We start from the raw sequence: 23,370 nt of genomic DNA on the forward strand, positions 1-23,370 counted from the left end.
TATAATGACGTCCCTTCTGTCTATCAATTCTTCATTTCGAAAACTAGTATAGCATAATTTACAAGAATGTTCGCTGATTTTGATTAAATTTTCAGAAAACTATTTGTTTCCTAATATAGAAAGAAAATCAAATATGGTATAATCGTGGTTATAGTCAACGGAAAACTGGGGAGGAGTCACTTCTCAGTATTTTTGTTTTGATATTGAGTGAGTTTATTAATTAAAAAGAGGTTTTAACAATGAAAATGATCGTCGGTTTAGGTAATCCGGGTAGTAAGTACGCGCAAACAAAGCATAATATTGGATTTATGGTAATTGACCAACTATGTGACCAACACCATGTCACTTTAAACAAGCATGATTTTGAAGCTGAGTATGGTAGTTTTAAATATGAAGGGGAGACTGTTTTTTTAGTGAAACCGCTGACCTTTATGAATGATTCCGGTCGTTCCGTGGGGCCTTTACTGAAATATTATCAAATCGATGTTGCTGATTTATTAGTGATTCAAGATGATATGGATTTAACGTTGGGCAAGTTGCGCTTACGGCAAAAAGGTTCGGCTGGTGGCCATAATGGGATTAAGAGTATTATTGCCAGTGTCCAAAGCCAAGATTTTAAACGGGTCAAAATCGGGATTCAACATCCCCAAAAAAGTACGGTTGTTAACTGGGTATTAACGAAGTTTGATAAAGACGCCGCTCCAGTGATCGCCCAAACAATCGACCAAGCGTGCGAAGCCATCGACGATTGGTGTCAAAACGATAATTTTATGAAAACAATGAATTTATATAACTAGAGTGCTGGCAATCACGGTTAAATTCTGAGCATTAGCCTAGTCACGTGAATGAAGTCCGGGTTTAGGACTCCGTTAGGCGGAGAAGATTGTTCAAAGAAGCACGTCTACGTACAGTCATTTTGAGAAAGATAGGGAATTAGTCATGGATTTAATCGCAATGTTAGGGCAACCCCAACAGGTTCAAACAGTATTAGCCAATCAACAACAAGGGGGTAAACAGTTGCTGACCGGATTATCCGGTTCAGCGAAAACCCTCTTTTTAGCGACGGTTTATAAACAACAGCGCCAACCGTTATTGATTATTGAAAGTAATACTTTCCAGGCCAACCAAGTCGCCGAAGATTTAGCTAATCAAGTGAATAGTGATCAAATCTATACTTTTCCAGTTGAAGAAGTGATGGCGGCGGAAATGGCAACCAGTTCGCCAGAAGCCAAAGCGGAGCGGGTTCGAACACTAAGCTTCATGGTCACTGGCAAAAAGGGGATTATTATCACCTCGATTGCAGGGATGCGTCGTTTGTTACCTTCTGTCCGCCAATGGCAAGATGGACAATTGATGATTGATATCAATAGTGAAATCGATCCGGCAACATTAGCGGCTCAGCTAAGTGAAATGGGTTATGTTCGGGATAAATTGGTCGGAAAACCGGGTGAATTTGCGATGCGGGGTGATATCGTTGATATTTTCCCATTAGACGCTGAAAATCCGGTTCGAATCGAATTGTTCGATACGGCGGTGGACTCAATGCGCTCATTTGCAGCGGATACCCAACGAAGCATCGAAAACGTTGAACGGATTCAACTGATGCCGGCCACGGATTTGTTAGCCAATGAAGCCCAATTAGCAATGGCTGGCGATGCACTACAAGCGGCGTATCAAGCAAACGCCCAACAGATTACGGACAAAAAAGAACGTCAATTGTTAGCGACTAATTTTGAGACGCCGATTGAACGGCTGCAAGCTGGTGAACGGTTAGAAAATTTAGCGCTGTATATTGATTATTTATACCCCGAAAAAGATAACTTATTTAACTATTTCAAAAAAAGTGGGCTCGTCATTTTTGACGATTATCCGCGGATTCAAGAAACACAACGGATTTTGAATGAAGAAGCCGCGAATTGGCAAACCGATATGATCGCTAATCGCCGGCTATTGCCGACGCAGACGTTATTATTAGATGCTCACGAAATGATCAAAAAAGATCAGCATCCTCAACTGTATTTATCGTTATTCCAAAAAGGGATGGGCAATTTAAAATTAGATGCGTTGACCAACCTGCCAACGCGTAATGTCCAACAGTTCTTTAGCCAGATGCCGTTATTGAAAACCGAAATGAGTCATTGGCAAAAACAAAAGCAAACGGTGATTGTGCTCGTCTCTGATCAAAAACGGGTTAAGAAAATCGATCAGACCTTCCACGATTTTGAAATCGAAGCAGTCGTTGCCAATAAAACGCAAATAGTACCGGGACAAATTCAAATCGTGCAGGGTTCGTTACAAAATGGCTTTGAATTACCCGATTTGAAACTAGTCGTATTAACGGAAAAAGAACTCTTTAACACCGCACCAAAAAAGAAAGTTCGGCGTCAAACGTTAGCGAATGCCGAACGGCTTAAGAGTTATAGCGAACTCAAACCCGGTGATTACGTCGTACACGTCAATCACGGGATTGGTGAATATGTCGGGATGGAAACGTTGGAAGTCGACGGCGTTCACCAAGACTACATCACAATCGTTTACCGGGATAACGGCAAGTTATTCATTCCAGTGACGCAACTAAACATGGTTCAGAAATACGTTTCCGCCGAAGCTAAGACGCCTAAAGTTAACAAACTAGGTGGTGGCGAATGGCAGAAGACCAAGAATAAGGTCACTGCTAAGATTGAAGATATCGCGGACGATTTAATCGAATTATATGCACAACGAGAAGCAGAACGCGGTTACGCCTTTCCGAAGGACGATCAAATGCAAGCCGATTTTGAAGCGCAATTTCCTTATCCGGAAACGGATGATCAATTACGGAGTACTGCTGAAATCAAACATGATATGGAACGCGTGCAACCGATGGACCGCTTATTAGTCGGAGATGTTGGTTTCGGGAAAACCGAAGTGGCCTTACGGGCGGCTTTCAAAGCGGTTGAAGCGGGTAAGCAAATCGCCTTTTTAGTACCGACAACCATTTTGGCTCAACAACATTACGAGAATCTGTTGACGCGGTTTGCGGATTTTCCAGTGCGAGTCGGCTTATTATCCCGCTTTAAAACGCGCAAAGAAGTCAACGCGACGTTAAAGGATTTAGCCACCGGCCAAGTCGACATCGTCATTGGGACACATCGCCTCCTATCAAAAGATGTTGAATTTAAAGATTTAGGGTTGTTGATTGTCGATGAAGAACAACGCTTCGGCGTCAAACATAAAGAACGGCTCAAACAATTAAAGGCGCAAGTTGATGTGCTGACGTTGACGGCGACGCCAATTCCACGAACGTTGCATATGTCAATGCTCGGTGTGCGTGATTTATCGGTGATCGAAACACCACCAACTAACCGTTACCCAATTCAAACCTACGTGATGGAACAAAATGCGGGCGCGATGCGTGAAGCGATTGAACGTGAATTAGAACGCAACGGGCAAGTCTTTTATTTGCATAATCGTGTCAGTGATATCGAACAAACGGCGGCTGAAATCGAAGCTTTGGTACCTGAAGCGACTGTCGGCTATGCTCATGGTCAGATGACTGAAGCTCAGTTAGAAGGGGTCATCTATGATTTCGTTCAAGGCAAGTATGATGTGTTAGTCACGACGACGATTATCGAAACGGGGGTTGATATGCCCAACGTTAATACGATGATTGTCGAAGATGCTGATCATTACGGCTTATCGCAACTCTATCAATTACGTGGTCGGATTGGCCGGAGTAGTCGTGTGGCTTACGGTTATTTCATGTATCAACCGGATAAAGTGTTGACCGAAGTCAGTGAGAAACGGCTCCAAGCGATTAAAGATTTTACCGAATTGGGTTCCGGTTTTAAAATTGCGATGCGCGATTTATCGATTCGGGGCGCGGGTAATTTATTAGGGAAGCAACAACACGGTTTTATCGATTCAGTCGGTTTTGATATGTATTCACAAATGTTGAGTGAAGCAGTTGCTAAGAAACAGGGCAAAAAAGTGGCGGCCAAAACCAATACCGAAATTGACCTTAAAATTGAAGCTTATTTACCGGAAGATTATATTAATGATCAACGGCAAAAAATTGAAATTTATAAACGAATTCGCCAAATGGATTCGGAAGCGGCGTATGCTGAAATTCAGGCCGATCTAATTGACCGTTTTGGGGATTATCCTGAACAAGTCGCGAATCTATTGATGATTGGTCAGTTGAAGATGACCGCTGATGAAGCGTTGATTGAATCCATTAAACAGATTAAAGGCGATTTACAAGTGACGTTGTCGCCTAAAGGCAGTCAAAAAGTCTCTGGCGAACAAATCTTTGAAGCACTATCAGCGACGCGTTTGAAGGCCACGGTCGGATTTGACCGCGAAAAATTAAGTGTTAAACTGATTATCCAACCGAAGATGCAATTAATGGATTGGTTACAAGAATTAGTGACATTTGTTGAAGCGTTATTAAAAATTGAACAACAAGCAAGCAAATAGACGAGGAGGGACTTGATGCAAAATAAGCAAATGCAGAATTTGATGAAGGGTGCGGTTGTTTTATCCATTGCATCATTTATCGCTAAAGTCTTGAGTGCGGTTTACCGAATTCCATTACAGAATATGGTCGGCAACACCGGCTTTTACGTTTATCAACAAATCTATCCGATTTACGGGATTGGGATGACTTTTGCATTGAGCGGTTTTCCGGTCTATATTTCGAAATTAGTGGCTGAACAGACTGAACCCGCCGAACAAACTAAAATTTTACGCCAGTCGTTCGCACTGTTAGGGATTTTCGGGGCCGCCATTTTTATCTATCTACAGATTAAGGCCCCGGCGATTGCGGGGGCCATGGCCGATCCAGCGTTAGCGCCGTTGATTGAAATGGTCTCCTTTATGTTCCTATTAATGCCGTTTTTGGCCGTGACGCGTGGCTATTTCCAAGGTATCTTTAACATGATTCCGACGGCGACCTCGCAAGTGGCCGAACAACTCGTCCGAGTGATCGTGATTATTTTAGCGGCTTGGTTATCGTTAAAGCTACACTGGTCAGTCTATGAAATGGGTACTTGGGCGATGACGGGTGCGTTCTTCGGCGGTTTAGTGGCGACGATTTCCTTATTAAAGCCGGCCGAACGCGCTTTTGTCTGGCGTGGACCGGTCACTAAAGGAATCGATTGGCAATCGTATAAAATGTTAGCGAAGAAATTATTGATTGAAGGCGGTTCGATTTGCCTGTTTGCTTCATTAATTATCTTGTTACAATTAATTGATTCTTTTACGGTCAAAAAAGGCTTAGTTTTAGGGGGCTTAACCGACGCGGCCGCTAAAAATCTGAAGGGGGTCTATGATCGGGCCCAACCGCTAGTCCAATTAGGCTTAGTGATTTCGATGGCCTTTTCATCAACTTTGATTCCGAGCTTATCGCAAGCCCGACAACGCCAACAAGATCAACAATTTCGGCAAGTAGCAGAAGCGTTAATTCACATTAGTCTAGGATTATCGGCCGCGGCCGCAACCGGGTTGATGGTGTTAATGCCGCAGGTCAATGTCTTCCTATTTGGGGATGCAGAGGGTAACCGGGCGTTAGTTTGGTACATGTTCAGTATTGCAATTATCGCCTTAATCAACGCTTGTAATAGTGTCTTGCAAAGTTTGGACCAATTTTATAAGACGACGATTGCGTTACTCGTTGGGATTACCGTCAAAATTATGATGAATCAATGGTTAGTGCAACACTTTCAGATTGTTGGAGCCAGCTTAGGGACTGTCATTAGTTTGGGCGTGGTCTTGTACCTTGTCTTACGCCAATCACCAGAATTGGTTAAAAACGCGTTAGCCCCCAAGCGTTTTACGTTTAAATTATTGCTGATTTGTGGCATGATGTGGCTAGCAGTTAAAATTGCGTTGAACATCACTCATTTTGGATTAATGACGCGCGGTGCGGCGATTATGAGTACTGGCGTTGGCATTACAGTTGGTGTGTTGGTCTTTATTGGACTAGCACTCAGATGGCAACTCTTTACAATTCGGGAATGGTTAACAATTCCTGGCGGTCGCCAATTGTTGCGACTGTCTAAAAAAATAAAAAGGTAGGGCAATCAGATGCGCTTAGACAAATTTTTAAAAGTATCACGAATCATTAAACGGCGGACCGTCGCCAAAGAAATCGCGGATAAAGGCCGAATTTTAATTAATGACCGTCCCGCTAAATCTTCGAGCAACGTGGTGGTCGGTGACAAGCTTGAAATTGGTTTTGGCAACAAGACCCTAATCGTCAAAATCACTCAAATTATCGAAACAACGAAAAAGAGCGATGCAGCAGAAATGTATGAAATTATAGAAAGTAAGAGCGCTGACTCGAACGAGTAGGCTTTGAGGATTAACCTAAAAATACCAATTATGGTGGGCTTAACCATGATTGGTATTTTGTAGTTAAACGGAAGAAATTGGCTTAGAAGCGCGTTTAAGTAAAGAGTGCTGTGAGTTGCGGTTAGCAACTGAGCATTAACAAAAATCGCCAGTTATCTTGAACTTAAGATAATTGGCGATTTTAGGTTAAGCGGAAGTTGTTGCAACTTAGAAGCGCGTTTAAGCAAAAGAGTGCTGTGAGTTGCAGTTAGCTTTTGAGTAGCGCTTAAAACAAAAACCATCAGCCAATCCAAATCAGGGATTGATTGGTGGTTTTTAGCGTTAGAATGGGCAATCAGCACCAATATCATTCAGCCTGTTAATAAAAGTCATTAATAATCGGCAAACAATATTGACGTTGTTTTCGCTAACTTGTTATAATGGATACAATTGGAATTCGGAGGTGTTTTGTGGTGAGCCAGAAAATAACAAAAATTGAAAATGATTATACCCAACAACAGGCCGCCCAAAATCGGTCGAAACAGCAAAAAGCACACGTACACCAAGTTCATCGGCGCCGGCTAATTGGACTTAGTATTTTAGCCGTTTGTTTAGTTCTAGTTTGCGGTGTTCAGATTTTTAGAACGCACCAAACGTTGGCGAATGTTGAACAGAAACAAACGGTCAAAAAAAAGCAATTGAAACAAGCTAAAGCGCAAGAGTCCGATTTAAAAATCGAAGTTAAGCAATTGCATGATGATGATTATTTAGCAAAATACATTCGATATAAATATTACTATTCTAAAGATGGGGAAACGATTTATAGTTTGCCACAAGATAAGGCGCCCAATTTAACACAACAACAAAAATAATTCAGCCAACACGCTTGTTTCAAGGCCAAAGCGTGCTATACTTATTTTATTAAAGATCACGATTATGTGACTAAATGTTTGATAAGTTCAAACGACCATTTTAGGAGGACGTAGTTTTATATGGCAGTTGAAGTTGGTTCGAAAGTTGCTGGTAAAGTAACAGGTATCACGAATTTTGGCGCTTTTGTCGATTTGGGAGAAGGCAAAACCGGATTAGTACATATTAGTGAAGTCTCTGATAGTTATATTAAAGATATTCATGACGTATTAAGCGTTGGGGATGAGGTTACCGTTAAGGTGATGTCTGATCAAAATGGTAAAGTTGGCCTCTCGATTAGAAAAGCAGTTGATCAACCGAAAGAACAAGAACACGCTCGACCACAACATAGTAGTCGTCCGAGCACTAATCGTGGTGGTTATCGCAAGCCGGAACATGCAAGCGCACCTCAGAAGGAAGATTTTGATGATTTATTGTCAGGCTTCTTGAAAGATAGTGAAGATCGTTTGTCGACAATTAAACGTAATACAGAAGGTAAACGCGGTGGCCGTGGCGGTCGTCGTAGTTAATATTAATAAAGTAGTATCATCTTAAAGGTCAGATTGAAGGTTGTTTCGTAAACTTTTGATCTGGCCTTTATTGATTAGACGGGAGGGGTAGCATGGTGACACAAGCGTTTCAAAATTTAATTAAAGAACAGCAATTTTGGCAACCGGCTGAAAAAGTGGTGGTTGCGACCTCGACCGGGGTTGATTCGATGGTGCTTTTACAATTATTAACGCAATTACCAATGGGATTAAAACCAACCATCATCGTCGCCCACGTCAATCATGAATTACGTGCGGAAAGTACCACCGAAGAAACGTATCTCCGACAATATTGTGAACAACAACAATTAACCTTAAAAGTGGCGCATTGGCCAGCTAACGCGCATCCGACCACTGGCATCGAAGCAGCTGCCCGCCAATTTCGTTATCAGTTTTTTGAATCAGTGATGGAATCGACCGGTGCGAAAGTTTTGTTGACGGCGCACCACGGTGATGATCAACTAGAAACGCTTGTGATGAAATTAATTCGCAGTGGTGAGTTGCATGAAATGCGAGGCATTCAGGTTAGCCGGCCATTTGGAACCGGCCAATTGATTCGGCCGTTATTAACATTTGACAAAGCAATATTACGCCAATTCGCGAATCAACAAGGCATTCAATACTTCGAAGATGGAACCAATCAAAATTTAGATGTATTGCGCAACCGCGTCCGACATCAAATCGTGCCCCAATTGAAACAAGAAAATCCGCAAATGATTCAAAATGCGAACCGCTTTAGCACGAGTCTATCGGCCTTATTAACTAGTCAAAATGATTGGGCCATGACGGTGCTCAAGTTAATGATGAGGCATAAAGCGCAAACTGAATTGGTGGGTAATTTAACGATTATCCAACAATTCACGCCGGTTCAACAGCGATTAATCTGGCAACAATTATGGCGGACTGAATATCCTGGATTGCCCGCTTTAAAAAACAACCAGTTAACCGAATTGATCCAGTTCACCAATCAACAAGCTAAGCCACAAGGCCAAATTGATTTGGGACACGATTACGTTTTAATGAAGGTTTACAATCAATTTATCATCCGGCCAGGGCAACCGCAGGAGTCAGTGGGAACGACTTGGTCAGCAAAATTGACGGTCAATCAATGGTGTCTGCTACCGAATGCCGAACGAATTGGTGTTTTTGATTTAGAGCATCTCCCGCAAAAAGTGACCAGTCAACAAGTCATTTGGTTAACATCAACAGACTGGCCATTGACGGTGCAACAATTAACCGGGTCGGAACGTTTGGCAATCGGTCACGAACACACAAAGTCAATTAAACGGCTTTTTATCGATTTAAAATGGTCACAAAGGCAACGACAAAATAGCTGGGGTGTCTGGAGTCATGACCAATTAATTGGTCTTCCGCAATTACGGGTTTCAGCATTGTTTAATCAACCACAAACTGGTAAAATACGGTACGTACTATGTTGCGATTAAACACCAAAATATTCAGGTTTTACTGAAACGGAGGCTAGCTCAACGATGTTAGAAAAAGATATTGAACGTATTTTGTATACCAGAGCAGATATTCAACAGGTTAATGAACGTTTGGGCAAGCAGATTACAGCTGATTATCAAGGCAAGAACCCGTTGATGATTGGAATTCTAAAGGGCGCGATTGTGTTCATGACTGATTTGATTCGGGAAATTGATTTGCACGTCGAAATTGATTTTATGGACGTTTCCAGTTACGGTGATGGGACGATGTCTTCCGGTGAAGTTAAGATTATTAAGGATTTAGATACGAGCGTTCAAGGGCGCGACATCATTATCGTTGAAGATATCGTGGATACGGGTCGGACATTGAACTATTTAATGGCGATTTTTAAAACGCGGCAAGCGAATTCAATTAAAGTTTGTACCTTAATGGACAAACCAAGCCGGCGCATCGTGCCAGTTCATTCGGATTATGTGGGGATGGAAGTCCCAAATGAATTCGTCGTGGGATACGGATTAGATTATGCCGAACGTTACCGAAATATGGGGACAATTGGCGTTTTAAAACCGGAAATTTATTCAGGTAAATAAATGGTCAATGAAAGTCAGATATGTTATAGTTTAACAGTATCAAAGAGACACTGTGTCATAAATGATGAGAAGCTTCAGGAGGTCACGCATGAAGAACAAGAAGAACGGACTGTTTAGTAATAGTCTGTTTTACATTATTATCCTAGTGGCTTTAGTCGGTGTATTTTCATTCTTTTTGAATGGCAACTCCGGTTCAGAGTCTACAGAAGTTCAATCAAGTACATTTTTGAGTGAATTGAAGTCTGATAAAGTTAAGACACTTTCAATTCAACCAACAAATGGTATTTATAAAATTTCAGGAGAATATCGTAAAGCACAAACTGTAAAACAGCCTAAAGCAACATTTTTTGGTCAAAAAACCAATAATAAAAAAGTAACGCATTTTACAACCACGCTTTTACAAAGCGATTCACAAGTTAGTCAAATGACGAAATTAGCGAGTCAAAGTAAAACGAAGGTTGAAACAGTCCAAGAACCTCAATCTGGTTGGTGGGTAAGTATTATCAGTGTCTTCTTACCAATTATTATCATGGTCGGTTTATTCTACATGATGATGAGCCAAGCGGGTCAAGGTGGCGGGCAAGGCGGCAAGATGATGAGCTTCGGCAAATCAAAAGCACAAAAAGCAGATAAGAAAGCCAATAAGGTTCGCTTCTCTGATGTCGCTGGTGCTGAAGAAGAAAAACAAGAATTGGTCGAAGTGGTCGAATTCTTGAAAGATCCCCGTAAGTTTGCCGCACTGGGAGCAAGAATCCCAGCTGGTGTCCTTTTGGAAGGACCCCCAGGTACTGGTAAAACATTATTAGCGAAAGCAGTCGCTGGTGAAGCGGGTGTACCGTTCTTCTCAATTTCCGGTTCAGATTTCGTTGAAATGTTTGTCGGGGTTGGGGCAAGTCGGGTTCGTGACTTGTTTGAACAAGCTAAAAAAGCAGCGCCATCAATCATTTTCATTGATGAAATTGATGCAGTCGGTCGTCAACGTGGCGCCGGCATGGGTGGCGGTCATGATGAACGGGAACAAACATTAAACCAAATGTTGGTTGAAATGGATGGGTTCTCTGGTAACGAAGGCGTGATTGTCATCGCCGCTACCAACCGTTCAGATGTCTTAGATCCAGCCTTGTTACGTCCAGGTCGTTTTGATCGGAAGATTCTAGTCGGTCGTCCTGACGTTAAGGGCCGTGAAGCCATCTTGAAAGTTCATGCTAAGAACAAACCATTAGCAGACGATGTTGATCTTAAAGTGATTGCCCAACAAACCCCAGGGTTCGTTGGTGCCGATCTTGAAAACGTCTTAAACGAAGCGGCCTTAGTCGCTGCTCGTCGTAGTAAACAAAAGATTGATGCTTCTGATGTTGATGAAGCTGAAGATCGTGTGATTGCCGGACCCGCTAAACGGGATCGGGTCATTAATCCGAAGGAACGTAATTCAGTGGCGTACCATGAAGCTGGACATGCGATTATTGGGTTAGTGTTGAGCGATTCACGAGTCGTTCGTAAGGTCACAATTGTCCCACGTGGTCGCGCTGGCGGTTACGCAATTATGTTACCTAAGACTGATCAGTTCTTGATGACCAAGAAAGAATTGACTGAACAGATGGCAGGGTTACTTGGTGGTCGGACGGCTGAAGAAATTATCTTCAACGCTGAATCAACCGGGGCCTCAAATGATTTTGAACAAGCAACTGATATCGCGCGAAGCATGGTTACGCAATACGGGATGACCAAAGCTTTAGGCACGGTTGCACTTGAAAAAGAAGGCCAACCATTCGTTGGGGCTTCTTATGGTCAAGCACCTGCCTTTTCTGAAGCAACTGCTGCAACGATTGACAGTGAAATTCGTCGTTTAATTGACGAAGCCCACAAACAAGCTTATGAAATTATCCAAAGTCATCGGGCACAACATAAGTTAATTGCCGAAATGTTGTTGAAGTACGAAACATTAAACGAAAAAGAAATTTTGAGTTTATTCAATGATGGTAAGATGCCTGAAAGTGATAATGATGAATTTCCAAGTGAAAAAGCAGCCACTTTTGAAGAATCTAAAAAAGCGTTAGAAGCTAAAGATTCTAAAAAGAAAGAGGCTGAACCTGAAACAACTGATGAATCTAAAACGGATGAAGTGGCAGATGATGCCCCAACATCAGAACCAGAAGCACCAAAAAAAGCAGACGATTCAGATGATTCCAACGATCAAGTTTAAAGATATTGAAAGAAGCTGTGACAAAACAAATCGTTTTGTCACAGCTTCTTTTGTCTCAACCATCAATTAATCGTAAAAGAGGGTATTTAAGATGCAAGATTATTTAGTGAAACAGATTTCTGAAGACGGTCAATTACGAGCATATGCCGTTAATGCGACGCAGTTAGTAGCTGAAGCGCAACAGAAACAAGATACTTGGTCGACGTCTTCGGCTGCTTTTGGTCGGACCATTGTCGGGACACTACTATTGAGTGCGGCCGGTTTAAAAGGTGATACGAAAATGACCGTGCGCGTCGAAGGTGATGGCCCCGTCGGCAAAATTGTGGTTGATGGTGACGCACAAGGCACGGTTAAAGGTTACGTTCAAAATCCCCACGTCAATCTACCATTGAATGACCGTCAAAAAATTGACGTCAAAGGTGGCGTTGGTACGACTGGGAGCTTATCAGTGACAAAAGATTTAGGTTTAAAAGAACCGTTTACCGGTCAAGTCCCATTAGTATCAGGCGAACTAGGTGAAGATTTTACGTACTATCTTGCAAAATCAGAACAAACCCCTTCAGCTGTTGGATTATCAGTTTTTGTTAAAGATGATAATACTGTTGAAGTCGCTGGGGGGTTCATGATTCAAATGTTGCCCGGTGCCGATGACCGCTTAATTGATGTGCTTGAAGCGCGGTTACAAGAAATGCCACTCGTTTCTGAATTATTGCAACAGGGGTTAACGCCTGAAGCGATTATTGCCGAAATCGTTGGCGAACTGCCAATGAAGACGTTAGAACAAATGCCAGTCAAATACCGTTGTGATTGTTCAAAAGACCGTTTTGCCAAAGCGTTGAGTTCAATTAAACCCGCTGATTTAGAACAATTGATTAGTGAAGACCATGGTGCCGAAGCCGTTTGCCGTTTTTGTGGTGAACGCTATCAATTTAGTGAAGCCGAATTACAACAAATTTTAGCGGAACAAGCAACCAATTAAAATTTTTGCTAGTTGATTCTTTTTTTGCTATGATTACTGAGATATTGTCGAAAGACACGAAGGGAATGGTTTGGCACAATGACATGGCAAATAGGGGATATCACAATTCCAAATCAAGTCGTCGTCGCACCGATGGCCGGGATTACCAATGCAGCATTTCGAGTGACTGCTAAGGAATTCGGCGCGGGTTTAGTCGTCTGTGAAATGATTAGTGATCGTGGCATCATGTATAATAATAAAAAAACATTAGAGATGATGTTTGTTGATCCAACGGAACATCCTATTAGTATTCAAATTTTTGGCGGTTCGAAAGATACCTTAGTTGAAGCCGCTAAGTTTGTTGATCAACATACGGAAGCCGATATTATCGATATTAATATGGGTTGTCCGGTCAATAAAGTCGTTAAGACTGATGCCGGTGCGCGCTGGTTATTAGATCCAAATAAAGTTTACGAAATGGTGTCATACGTCACTGACGCGGTTAAGAAACCGGTTACGATTAAAATGCGAACGGGTTGGGACGAAGATCACGTTTTCGCCGTTGAAAATGCGTTAGCTGCCGAACGTGCAGGGGCTTCAGCCTTAGCGATGCACGGTCGGACTCGGAAACAGATGTATACGGGCCACGCTGATTGGGACGTTTTAAAACAGGTTAAACAAGCATTAACGATTCCGTTTATGGGTAACGGTGATGTCCGGACGCCCCAAGATGCCAAACGCATGTTGGACGAAGTTGGCGCGGATGCAGTCATGATTGGTCGCGCAGCTTTGGGCAACCCGTGGATTTTACGCCAAGTGGAAACTTACTTGCGAACGGGCGAATTAATTGCCGAACCAACCCCGCGTGAAAAAATTGCAACGGCTAAATTACAATTGCACCGCTTAGTTGAACTCAAGGGCGAAAATGTGGCTTGTCGCGAGTTCAGACAACAAGCGGCTTATTATTTGAAGGGGATTCCCCGCGCCGCTAAAACCAAGGCGAAAGTCAATGAAGTTGAAACTGAACAAGCAGTCGGCGACATTTTAGACCGTTTTGTTGAAGAAACTGAAGCAAGAATCGCAGAATAGCTTCCGCAGGGGGCTATTTTCGTGTTAAAATCAACACAGTAGATAATTGAAAGTAATGGAGGAATTGTCAGTTGGCACAAAAAGATAATCAAAAAGAAATGAATGACCAACTTAAGGTCCGTCGGGATAAGATGCAACTACTTAAAGATGAAGGCATCGATCCATTCGGTCATCGTTTTGACCGGACACATTTAGCAGCAGATTTACACAGTGAATTTGAAGCAATCGAAAAAGACGACTTAGATCTTAAGAATCAAGAAGTGACGATTGCAGGTCGAATGATGTCTAAGCGGGGCAAAGGCAAAGTAGGTTTTGCCGATATTCGCGACCGTTCAGGCAAGATTCAAATTTATGTTCGTAAAGATACCGTTGGCGAAGAAAACTATCAAATCTTCAAAAAATCTGATTTAGGCGATCATTTAGGCATCACCGGTCAAATTATGAAAACAGATATGGGCGAATTGACAGTTAAAGCAACTCACGTGACTTTCTTAGCGAAAGCATTACGCCCATTACCCGATAAATATCACGGTTTAACGAATGTTGAACAAATTTATCGTCAACGATACTTAGACTTGATTGCGAATGAAGAAAGTATGACACGTTTTACGAAACGGAGCAAAATTATTTCAGCCGTTCGTGAATATTTAGATACGCATGGTTTTACCGAAGTTGAAACGCCGGTCTTGCATGGTCAAGCCGGTGGCGCTTCTGCACGGCCATTCATTACACATCATAACGCACTAGACATCAACCTTTACCTACGGATTGCGCTTGAATTACATCTGAAACGCTTAATCGTTGGTGGGATGGAACGGGTCTATGAAATTGGCCGGGTCTTCCGGAATGAAGGGATTGATACGAAACATAATCCTGAATTTACAATGTTAGAAACATACGCTGCTTATTTTGATTACAAAGACGTAATGGATGAAACTGAAGGTATTATTCGCTTTGCGGCCCATAAAGTTTTAGGAACGGGTCAGATTAATTATCAAGGTCAAGACATTGATCTCGATGGTGATTTTGCACGAATTCACATGGTTGATGCGATCAAAGCGCAAACCGGTGTCGATTTCTGGCAAACAATGACTATCGAAACTGCGCGTCAATTAGCGGATGAACATCATGTGAAGTATGAAGAATATTGGCAAGTCGGCCATATCATTAACGCTTTCTTTGAAGAATTCGTTGAAGATACGTTAGTACAACCCACCTTTATTTATGGTCATCCAGTTGAAATTTCACCATTAGCAAAGAAGAATACTGAAGATGATCGCTTTACTGATCGTTGGGAATTGTTCATGCATGGGAATGAATACGCCAATGCGTTTACTGAATTAAACGATCCAATCGACCAACGCGCCCGTTTTGAAGCCCAAGCACAAGAACGTGAAAATGGGAACGATGAAGCCGAAGGTATCGATGAAGATTATATTGAAGCATTAGAATACGGGATGCCACCAACGGGGGGGCTTGGAATTGGGATTGATCGGTTAGCAATGTTGTTAACTGATGCTGCTTCAATTCGCGATGTCTTACTGTTCCCAACAATGCGTCCTGAAAACCAATCAACTGAAGAAAAATAATATTTTTTAAAACGTCTTTTAAGGCGTTTTTTTTGTGCAATTTTCGGTATCGTTCGTTATATATGCATATCTATAATAATGAATTGTATTTTTAACGATAAATAACGGATACTAATGATAGTTTTGCGGGTGAAAGTTCTGAATTAACCCGATTAAAAAAAGTTTGACGAACAGTTTGATAGCTGTTATAGTAGTCTATGTTGTCAGTGAGACACAAGTTATTCAAGCAGATGGTGTTGTAAGAGAACTAAATTGAATATTTATACAAGAAATATTCAAAAAATGTTTGACATTTAATAACATCGCATGATATACTAATTAAGTTGTTTCGACAACCAACGTAGATCTTTGAAAACTGAACAAAGTTTCGACAAATCAAATGTGTAGGGTCGCCCTTCGGGGCACAACATATTTGCGAAGTCAATTCGCTAGCAAATAAATTAAGTAACAAAAACAAGAGCTACAAACTTTTAATTGAGAGTTTGATCCTGGCTCAGGACGAACGCTGGCGGCGTGCCTAATACATGCAAGTCGAACGCACTCTGGAACTGATTGAAGAAGCTTGCTTCTGATTGAAGCTCATTTGAGTGAGTGGCGGACGGGTGAGTAACACGTGGGTAACCTGCCCTAAAGTGGGGGATAACATTTGGAAACAGATGCTAATACCGCATAAAACCTAGCACCGCATGGTGCAAGGTTGAAAGATGGTTTCGGCTATCACTTTAGGATGGACCCGCGGTGCATTAGTTAGTTGGTGAGGTAAAGGCCCACCAAGACTGTGATGCATAGCCGACCTGAGAGGGTAATCGGCCACACTGGGACTGAGACACGGCCCAGACTCCTACGGGAGGCAGCAGTAGGGAATCTTCCACAATGGACGAAAGTCTGATGGAGCAACGCCGCGTGAGTGAAGAAGGTTTTCGGATCGTAAAACTCTGTTGTTGGAGAAGAATGTATCTGATAGTAACTGATCAGGTAGTGACGGTATCCAACCAGAAAGCCACGGCTAACTACGTGCCAGCAGCCGCGGTAATACGTAGGTGGCAAGCGTTGTCCGGATTTATTGGGCGTAAAGCGAGCGCAGGCGGTTTTTTAAGTCTGATGTGAAAGCCTTCGGCTCAACCGAAGAAGTGCATCGGAAACTGGGAAACTTGAGTGCAGAAGAGGACAGTGGAACTCCATGTGTAGCGGTGAAATGCGTAGATATATGGAAGAACACCAGTGGCGAAGGCGGCTGTCTGGTCTGTAACTGACGCTGAGGCTCGAAAGCATGGGTAGCAAACAGGATTAGATACCCTGGTAGTCCATGCCGTAAACGATGAGTGCTAGGTGTTGGAGGGTTTCCGCCCTTCAGTGCCGCAGCTAACGCATTAAGCACTCCGCCTGGGGAGTACGATCGCAAGATTGAAACTCAAAGGAATTGACGGGGGCCCGCACAAGCGGTGGAGCATGTGGTTTAATTCGAAGCAACGCGAAGAACCTTACCAGGTCTTGACATCTTCTGAAAATCTTAGAGATAAGACGTTCCCTTCGGGGACAGAATGACAGGTGGTGCATGGTTGTCGTCAGCTCGTGTCGTGAGATGTTGGGTTAAGTCCCGCAACGAGCGCAACCCTTATTACTAGTTGCCAGCATTTAGTTGGGCACTCTAGTGAGACTGCCGGTGACAAACCGGAGGAAGGTGGGGACGACGTCAAATCATCATGCCCCTTATGACCTGGGCTACACACGTGCTACAATGGATGGTACAACGAGTCGCAAAACCGCGAGGTTAAGCTAATCTCTTAAAACCATTCTCAGTTCGGATTGTAGGCTGCAACTCGCCTACATGAAGCCGGAATCGCTAGTAATCGCGGATCAGCATGCCGCGGTGAATACGTTCCCGGGCCTTGTACACACCGCCCGTCACACCATGAGAGTTTGTAACACCCAAAGCCGGTGAGGTAACCTTCGGGAGCCAGCCGTCTAAGGTGGGACAGATGATTAGGGTGAAGTCGTAACAAGGTAGCCGTAGGAGAACCTGCGGCTGGATCACCTCCTTTCTAAGGAATAATACGGAAAACCTTGTACATTTGTTAGCGTCGAAACTTTGTTTAGTTTTGAGAGGTCTACTCTCAAACTTTGTTCTTTGAAAACTGGATAATAAGTAATATTAGATTTAAAAGCCGAGAAAAACATTGCGTTTTAAAGAGTTTTTTAATAGAAGTATGAATTAGTTCATATCGCTAAACTCAAATAATAACCCTTTACCGTAGGTAAAGATAGGTTAAGTTATAAAGGGCGCACGGTGGATGCCTTGGCACTAGGAGCCGATGAAGGACGGTACTAACACCGATATGCTTCGGGGAGCTGTAAGTAAGCTTTGATCCGGAGATTTCCGAATGGGGGAACCCAATACCTTTAGTCGGGTATTATCATTAAGTGAATACATAGCTTAATGAAGGTAGACGCGGGGAACTGAAACATCTAAGTACCTGCAGGAAGAGAAAGAAAAATCGATTCCCTAAGTAGCGGCGAGCGAACGGGGAAAAGCCCAAACCAAGAAGCTTGCTTCTTGGGGTTGTAGGACAGAACATTGGAGTTACCAAGTTAAGTTGTAATCGAATCAGCTGGGAAGCTGAGTCAAAGAGTGTGATAACCACGTAGATTAAACAACTTAACCTCCGTTCTGGATCCTGAGTACGGCGGAACACGTGAAATTCCGTCGGAATCCGGGAGGACCATCTCCCAAGGCTAAATACTCCCTAGTGACCGATAGTGAACAAGTACCGTGAGGGAAAGGTGAAAAGCACCCCGGAAGGGGAGTGAAATAGATCCTGAAACCGTGTGCCTACAATTAGTCAAAGCTCGTTAATGAGTGATGGCGTGCCTTTTGTAGAATGAACCGGCGAGTTACGTTTATATGCGAGGTTAAAGTGAAAAGCTGGAGCCGTAGCGAAAGCGAGTCTGAAATGGGCGAGTGAGTATATAGATGTAGACCCGAAACCAAGTGACCTACCCATGTCCAGGTTGAAGGTGTGGTAAAACACACTGGAGGACCGAACCCACGTCAGTTGAAAATGGCGGGGATGAGGTGTGGGTAGCGGTGAAATTCCAAACGAACTTGGAGATAGCTGGTTCTCTCCGAAATAGCTTTAGGGCTAGCCTCGGAATATTGGATCATGGAGGTAGAGCACTGTTTGGACTAGGGGCCCGTCTTGGGTTACTGAATTCAGATAAACTCCGAATACCATTGATTTAGTTCCGGGAGTCAGACTGCGAGTGATAAGATCCGTAGTCGAAAGGGAAACAGCCCAGATCACCAGTTAAGGTCCCAAAATTTATGTTAAGTGGAAAAGGATGTGGCGGTGCACAGACAACTAGGATGTTGGCTCAGAAGCAGCCACCATTTAAAGAGTGCGTAATAGCTCACTAGTCGAGTGCCGCTGCGCCGAAAATGTACCGGGGCTAAACATAATACCGAAACTGTGGGTGGACACGTAAGTGTCCGCGGTAGGAGAGCGTTCTAAGGGCAATGAAGCTAGATCGTAAGGACTAGTGGAGCGCTTAGAAGTGAGAATGCCGGCATGAGTAGCGAAAGATCAGTGAGAATCTGATCCACCGTATGACTAAGGTTTCCTGGGGAAGGCTCGTCCTCCCAGGGTTAGTCGGGACCTAAGGCGAGGCCGAGAGGCGTAGTCGATGGCCAACAGGTTGATATTCCTGTACTAGTTTATTTTGTTTGAACGATGGAGGGACGCAGGAAGCTAAGGAAAGCACACGACTGGAAATGTGTGTCCAAGCAACGAGTCTTGAGTTGAGTGAAATGCTTGATTCTATAAGGACAAGTTGTGATGGGGAGCGAAATTAAGTAGCGAAGTTCCTGATGTTACACTGCCGAGAAAAGCTTCTAGTGAGAAATAAACTACCCGTACCGTAAACCGACACAGGTGGTCGAGGAGAATATCCTAAGGTGAGCGAGTGAACTCTCGTTAAGGAACTCGGCAAAATGACCCCGTAACTTCGGGAGAAGGGGTGCTGACCGTCAGGTCAGCCGCAGTGAATAGGCCCAAACAACTGTTTATCAAAAACACAGGTCTCTGCAAAATCGTAAGATGACGTATAGGGGCTGACGCCTGCCCGGTGCTGGAAGGTTAAGAGGATGAGTTAGCGCAAGCGAAGCCCAGAATTGAAGCCCCAGTAAACGGCGGCCGTAACTATAACGGTCCTAAGGTAGCGAAATTCCTTGTCGGGTAAGTTCCGACCCGCACGAAAGGCGTAATGATTTGGGCACTGTCTCAACGAGAGACTCGGTGAAATTATAATACCCGTGAAGATGCGGGTTACCCGCGACAGGACGGAAAGACCCCATGGAGCTTTACTGTAGCTTGATATTGAGTGTTTGTATAGTTTGTACAGGATAGGTAGGAGCCGTAGAGATCGGAACGCTAGTTTCGATGGAGGCGTTGGTGGGATACTACCCCAACTGTATGACCACTCTAACCCGCGTCACTTAGCGTGACGGGAGACAGTGTCAGGTGGGCAGTTTGACTGGGGCGGTCGCCTCCTAAAGTGTAACGGAGGCGCTCAAAGGTTCTCTCAGAATGGTTGGAAATCATTCGTAGAGTGTAAAGGTATAAGAGAGCTTGACTGTGAGATTGACAAATCGAGCAGGGACGAAAGTCGGACTTAGTGATCCGGTGGTTCCGTATGGAAGGGCCATCGCTCAACGGATAAAAGCTACCCTGGGGATAACAGGCTTATCTCCCCCAAGAGTCCACATCGACGGGGAGGTTTGGCACCTCGATGTCGGCTCATCGCATCCTGGGGCTGTAGTCGGTCCCAAGGGTTGGGCTGTTCGCCCATTAAAGCGGTACGCGAGCTGGGTTCAGAACGTCGTGAGACAGTTCGGTCCCTATCCGTCGCGGGCGCAGGAAATTTGAGAGGAGCTGTCCTTAGTACGAGAGGACCGGGATGGACATACCTCTGGTGTACCAGTTGTTCCGCCAGGAGCATCGCTGGGTAGCTATGTATGGAAGGGATAAACGCTGAAAGCATCTAAGTGTGAAGCCCCCCTCGAGATGAGATTTCCCATTCCTTTATGGAAGTAAGACCCCTGAAAGATGATCAGGTAGATAGGCTAGGAGTGGAAGTACAGCGATGTATGGAGCGGACTAGTACTAATCGGTCGAGGACTTAACCAAAGGTGCAATGTTTTGGGCTTTTGAGATGATATTACTTATTATGCAGTTTTGAGAGAACGAAGTTCTTCTCAGTGCGAATAGCACAAATAGTGTGGTGGCGATAGCAAGAAGGATACACCTGTTCCCATGTCGAACACAGAAGTTAAGCTTCTTAGCGCCGATAGTAGTTGGTGGGAAACTACCTGCGAGGATAGGACGTTGCCACGCTGTTATTCCGGTTTAGCTCAGTTGGTAGAGCGCATGACTGTTAATCATGATGTCGTCAGTTCGAGCCTGACAACCGGAGTCAGGTAACGGTTGATATAAATCAATCGTTTTTTATTTCGGCCCGTTGGTCAAGTGGTTAAGACACCGCCCTTTCACGGCGGTATCATGGGTTCAAATCCCGTACGGGTCATCATTTTTGCCGGCTTAGCTCAGTTGGTAGAGCATCGGTATCGTAAACCGAGGGTCACAGGTTCGACTCCTGCAGCCGGCATTATAGATTCTCGTTTTAAAGTCCTAATTAATTTAGGACTTTTTTTGTTGTTTATGGGGGGAAGATGATGCTACGAAATCTTAAGGAAAGTTAATACTTTTCATCAAGTTGTGTTAAGTGGCATTGATTATTATGTGCTATAATCGTAGGTATTCGTAGAATTATAATTGAAAGAAATGAGTTAACTAGCATATTGCAAGTCTCGTTTTTTTAGACATTGTTCAAAAAAATTATCAATATTATATGGAATCGAGTTTATTTAGATGTCAAAAATTAATCAATTAGTTAAGAACCCAAAGAGTTTAAGTTTATTAACGACTATAAAGGTCCTGTTGATCAGTCTATTAGTTGTTATTCCCAATATATTAAACCATACCTATTCACATTTAGCAGCGGAGCTCGTTGAATTTGCTATTATTATCTTGATTACTCAGTTGCCAATTAAATTTTTTAAATATCCGGCCTATCTTTTAAGTTCATTACTCTTTTTAATCATCGTTGCGCAAGAGTGGGTTCGATTATTCTCAGGAACATTCACCACTAAAACCATGTTTGAAAATATTAATAATATTCATGCGTTAGGGCCTAGCTTACCGAAATATGTTGTTTTAACGGTTGTTGCAATTGTGCTTACTTTTTTACCAATGCGTTTTGGTTTGTTAAAACATCATAGATTGTTTACAGCAGGTTCAATTGTCGGTGTATTGTTAGCATTGACTGCCATCGTTATGTTTAAGCCCAATACGGCCATTAAAGCCAGTTATGCTTTGATGCAGGATTATCAAAAGGACTATGCAATTGAACATGCGATGAAATCTGAAAATCACACAAAAATATTGAAGGCTTTTGAGAATAAAAATATTAAAAGTGGTATCAATAAAAAGAATCTTGATAATATGAATGTTATCGTCATATTTGCCGAGGGAACTTCTAGGAAAGTTTTGGAAGACGATAAGTATCCAGATTTAATGCCAGCAATCAATCAATTTGCGAGTGAGTCGATTGATGTTCGTAATTATTATAACCACACGGCGCCAACCTATCGTGGCATTCGTGGTCAATTATATTCTAGCTATCAATTTAATGAAGGCTATGAAGGTGCAACGACAGCGAAACAGATGAAGCAACGGCTCAATACGAAACTGATTGGGTTGCCAGAAATTCTGAATAAAAATGGTTATACAACTGAAATGATTAATCCAGAACCAAAGCATAAACAGTTTACACCCTATCTTAATAATTTAGGCTTTAATAAAGTTATCTCTGGTGATTCAAGTCAGTGGGAAGGTAGTGGCTCAGGTACTTTTCTATCAGACAAAGACAATCTTAATTTATTGTTTAACCAAGCTAATTCCTTAAATCAAAAGGATAAGAAGTTCATGTTATCGACTTATACGTTACAAACACATAATGGTTGGGATACGGACAGTCAATATGGCGATGGTAAAAATGCAGTCCTCAATAAATTCCATAATTTTGACGAAGCATTTAGTGCATTCTATAAAAAATTTGAAAATAGTGATCTTAAAGATAACACGATTTTAATTTTAACGACTGATCACGCTAGTTATGCCTCACCAGAGTATGCATCGACTTTCGACGATAAACGGACTGCTTTTGCATCAACGGTGCCGTTGATGATTAAATATCCGAATAGCAAACATCAAGAGATTGATGTCAAAGGGCGCAATTCGCTTCTACTGACACCGACAATTTTAGATATGTTAAATATTGAAGATGAAAAGAATTATTTCATGGGAACTTCGTTGTTTACCAATGATGCGACTAAATATGAATATACGACAGAAATTGGTTCCGAATTCTATGATACGACTGGTGTTTTAAAGGCATTACCGGCAAGTAAAAAATCGATTAAAAGTGAAATTCTTAAATACGATTCAATCTCTTTGAACATGACCAATGTTGAAGGCGAATAAAAAGGATAATCGTAATTCTAACTTTGTAGCCGGTATAATTAGGTTTATCGACAATTCAAAAAACCATAATCATTGATATATCATGATTATGGTTTTTTTAGTAACAATAATTTTGGTTAAGTAAAATC

Annotated in this window: 13 protein-coding genes, 3 tRNA genes and 3 rRNA genes; all 19 read left to right on the plus strand. The window is 42.8% G+C overall.

The window, feature by feature from the left end:
* Positions 1-239: 239 nt before the first annotated feature.
* The 19 genes from pth to ACVPPQ_RS06750 all read left to right on the plus strand — a co-directional run bounded on the left by pth (position 240) and on the right by ACVPPQ_RS06750 (position 23,242).
* On the plus strand, positions 240-797 hold the full coding sequence (gene pth / locus ACVPPQ_RS06660; protein WP_463493490.1) for an aminoacyl-tRNA hydrolase: 558 nt from the start codon (positions 240-242) through the stop codon (positions 795-797).
* 142 nt (positions 798-939) lie between these two features.
* The gene (mfd, locus tag ACVPPQ_RS06665; protein ID WP_463493492.1) at positions 940-4,458 is read left to right on the plus strand and encodes a transcription-repair coupling factor; all 3,519 of its coding nucleotides are present in this window, start codon (positions 940-942) and stop codon (positions 4,456-4,458) included.
* A gap of 15 nt (positions 4,459-4,473) precedes the next feature.
* Positions 4,474-6,057: a putative polysaccharide biosynthesis protein gene (locus ACVPPQ_RS06670; RefSeq protein ID WP_463493494.1), complete on the plus strand. Its 1,584-nt coding sequence runs from the start codon at positions 4,474-4,476 to the stop codon at positions 6,055-6,057.
* A gap of 9 nt (positions 6,058-6,066) precedes the next feature.
* Positions 6,067-6,333 (plus strand): RNA-binding S4 domain-containing protein, encoded by a 267-nt coding sequence (locus ACVPPQ_RS06675; RefSeq protein WP_463493496.1) that lies wholly within the window; start codon positions 6,067-6,069, stop codon positions 6,331-6,333.
* A gap of 452 nt (positions 6,334-6,785) precedes the next feature.
* The gene (locus tag ACVPPQ_RS06680; protein ID WP_106483585.1) at positions 6,786-7,184 is read left to right on the plus strand and encodes an FtsB family cell division protein; all 399 of its coding nucleotides are present in this window, start codon (positions 6,786-6,788) and stop codon (positions 7,182-7,184) included.
* A 120-nt stretch (positions 7,185-7,304) separates the two neighbouring features.
* On the plus strand, positions 7,305-7,751 hold the full coding sequence (locus tag ACVPPQ_RS06685) for a S1 domain-containing RNA-binding protein (RefSeq protein ID WP_025083882.1): 447 nt from the start codon (positions 7,305-7,307) through the stop codon (positions 7,749-7,751).
* A gap of 92 nt (positions 7,752-7,843) precedes the next feature.
* Positions 7,844-9,214 carry a tRNA lysidine(34) synthetase TilS gene (gene tilS, locus ACVPPQ_RS06690; protein WP_463493499.1) on the plus strand — a complete coding sequence of 457 codons (1,371 nt, stop codon included), beginning with the start codon at positions 7,844-7,846 and terminating at the stop codon, positions 9,212-9,214.
* Positions 9,215-9,259: 45 nt separating this feature from the next.
* Positions 9,260-9,805, plus strand: a complete 546-nt coding sequence (hpt, locus tag ACVPPQ_RS06695; protein WP_463493501.1) for a hypoxanthine phosphoribosyltransferase — start codon at positions 9,260-9,262, stop codon at positions 9,803-9,805.
* An 88-nt stretch (positions 9,806-9,893) separates the two neighbouring features.
* Entirely contained in the window at positions 9,894-12,008 is a 2,115-nt protein-coding gene (gene ftsH, locus ACVPPQ_RS06700) for an ATP-dependent zinc metalloprotease FtsH (RefSeq protein ID WP_463493503.1), read from the plus strand.
* Between the two features lie 91 nt (positions 12,009-12,099).
* A complete protein-coding gene (hslO, locus tag ACVPPQ_RS06705; RefSeq protein ID WP_463493505.1) occupies positions 12,100-12,987 on the plus strand; it encodes an Hsp33 family molecular chaperone HslO in 888 nt (295 codons plus the stop codon).
* 78 nt (positions 12,988-13,065) lie between these two features.
* On the plus strand, positions 13,066-14,055 hold the full coding sequence (dusB, locus tag ACVPPQ_RS06710; protein ID WP_025083887.1) for a tRNA dihydrouridine synthase DusB: 990 nt from the start codon (positions 13,066-13,068) through the stop codon (positions 14,053-14,055).
* Between the two features lie 98 nt (positions 14,056-14,153).
* On the plus strand, positions 14,154-15,644 hold the full coding sequence (gene lysS, locus ACVPPQ_RS06715; RefSeq protein WP_463496348.1) for a lysine--tRNA ligase: 1,491 nt from the start codon (positions 14,154-14,156) through the stop codon (positions 15,642-15,644).
* Positions 15,645-16,114: 470 nt separating this feature from the next.
* A 16S ribosomal RNA gene (locus tag ACVPPQ_RS06720) occupies positions 16,115-17,686 on the plus strand.
* Positions 17,687-17,908: 222 nt separating this feature from the next.
* A 23S ribosomal RNA gene (locus tag ACVPPQ_RS06725) occupies positions 17,909-20,827 on the plus strand.
* Between the two features lie 90 nt (positions 20,828-20,917).
* Positions 20,918-21,034 (plus strand): 5S ribosomal RNA (gene rrf / locus ACVPPQ_RS06730).
* The 16S, 23S and 5S rRNA genes sit together here with 3 tRNA genes alongside, the layout of an rRNA operon.
* A gap of 6 nt (positions 21,035-21,040) precedes the next feature.
* A tRNA-Asn gene (locus ACVPPQ_RS06735) sits at positions 21,041-21,113 on the plus strand.
* Between the two features lie 39 nt (positions 21,114-21,152).
* A tRNA-Glu gene (locus tag ACVPPQ_RS06740) sits at positions 21,153-21,224 on the plus strand.
* 8 nt (positions 21,225-21,232) lie between these two features.
* Positions 21,233-21,305: transfer RNA gene (locus ACVPPQ_RS06745), tRNA-Thr, on the plus strand.
* 263 nt (positions 21,306-21,568) lie between these two features.
* Positions 21,569-23,242 carry an LTA synthase family protein gene (locus tag ACVPPQ_RS06750; protein ID WP_463493507.1) on the plus strand — a complete coding sequence of 558 codons (1,674 nt, stop codon included), beginning with the start codon at positions 21,569-21,571 and terminating at the stop codon, positions 23,240-23,242.
* Positions 23,243-23,370: the final 128 nt, after the last annotated feature.

Source organism: Latilactobacillus parafuchuensis (genome assembly GCF_055271665.1).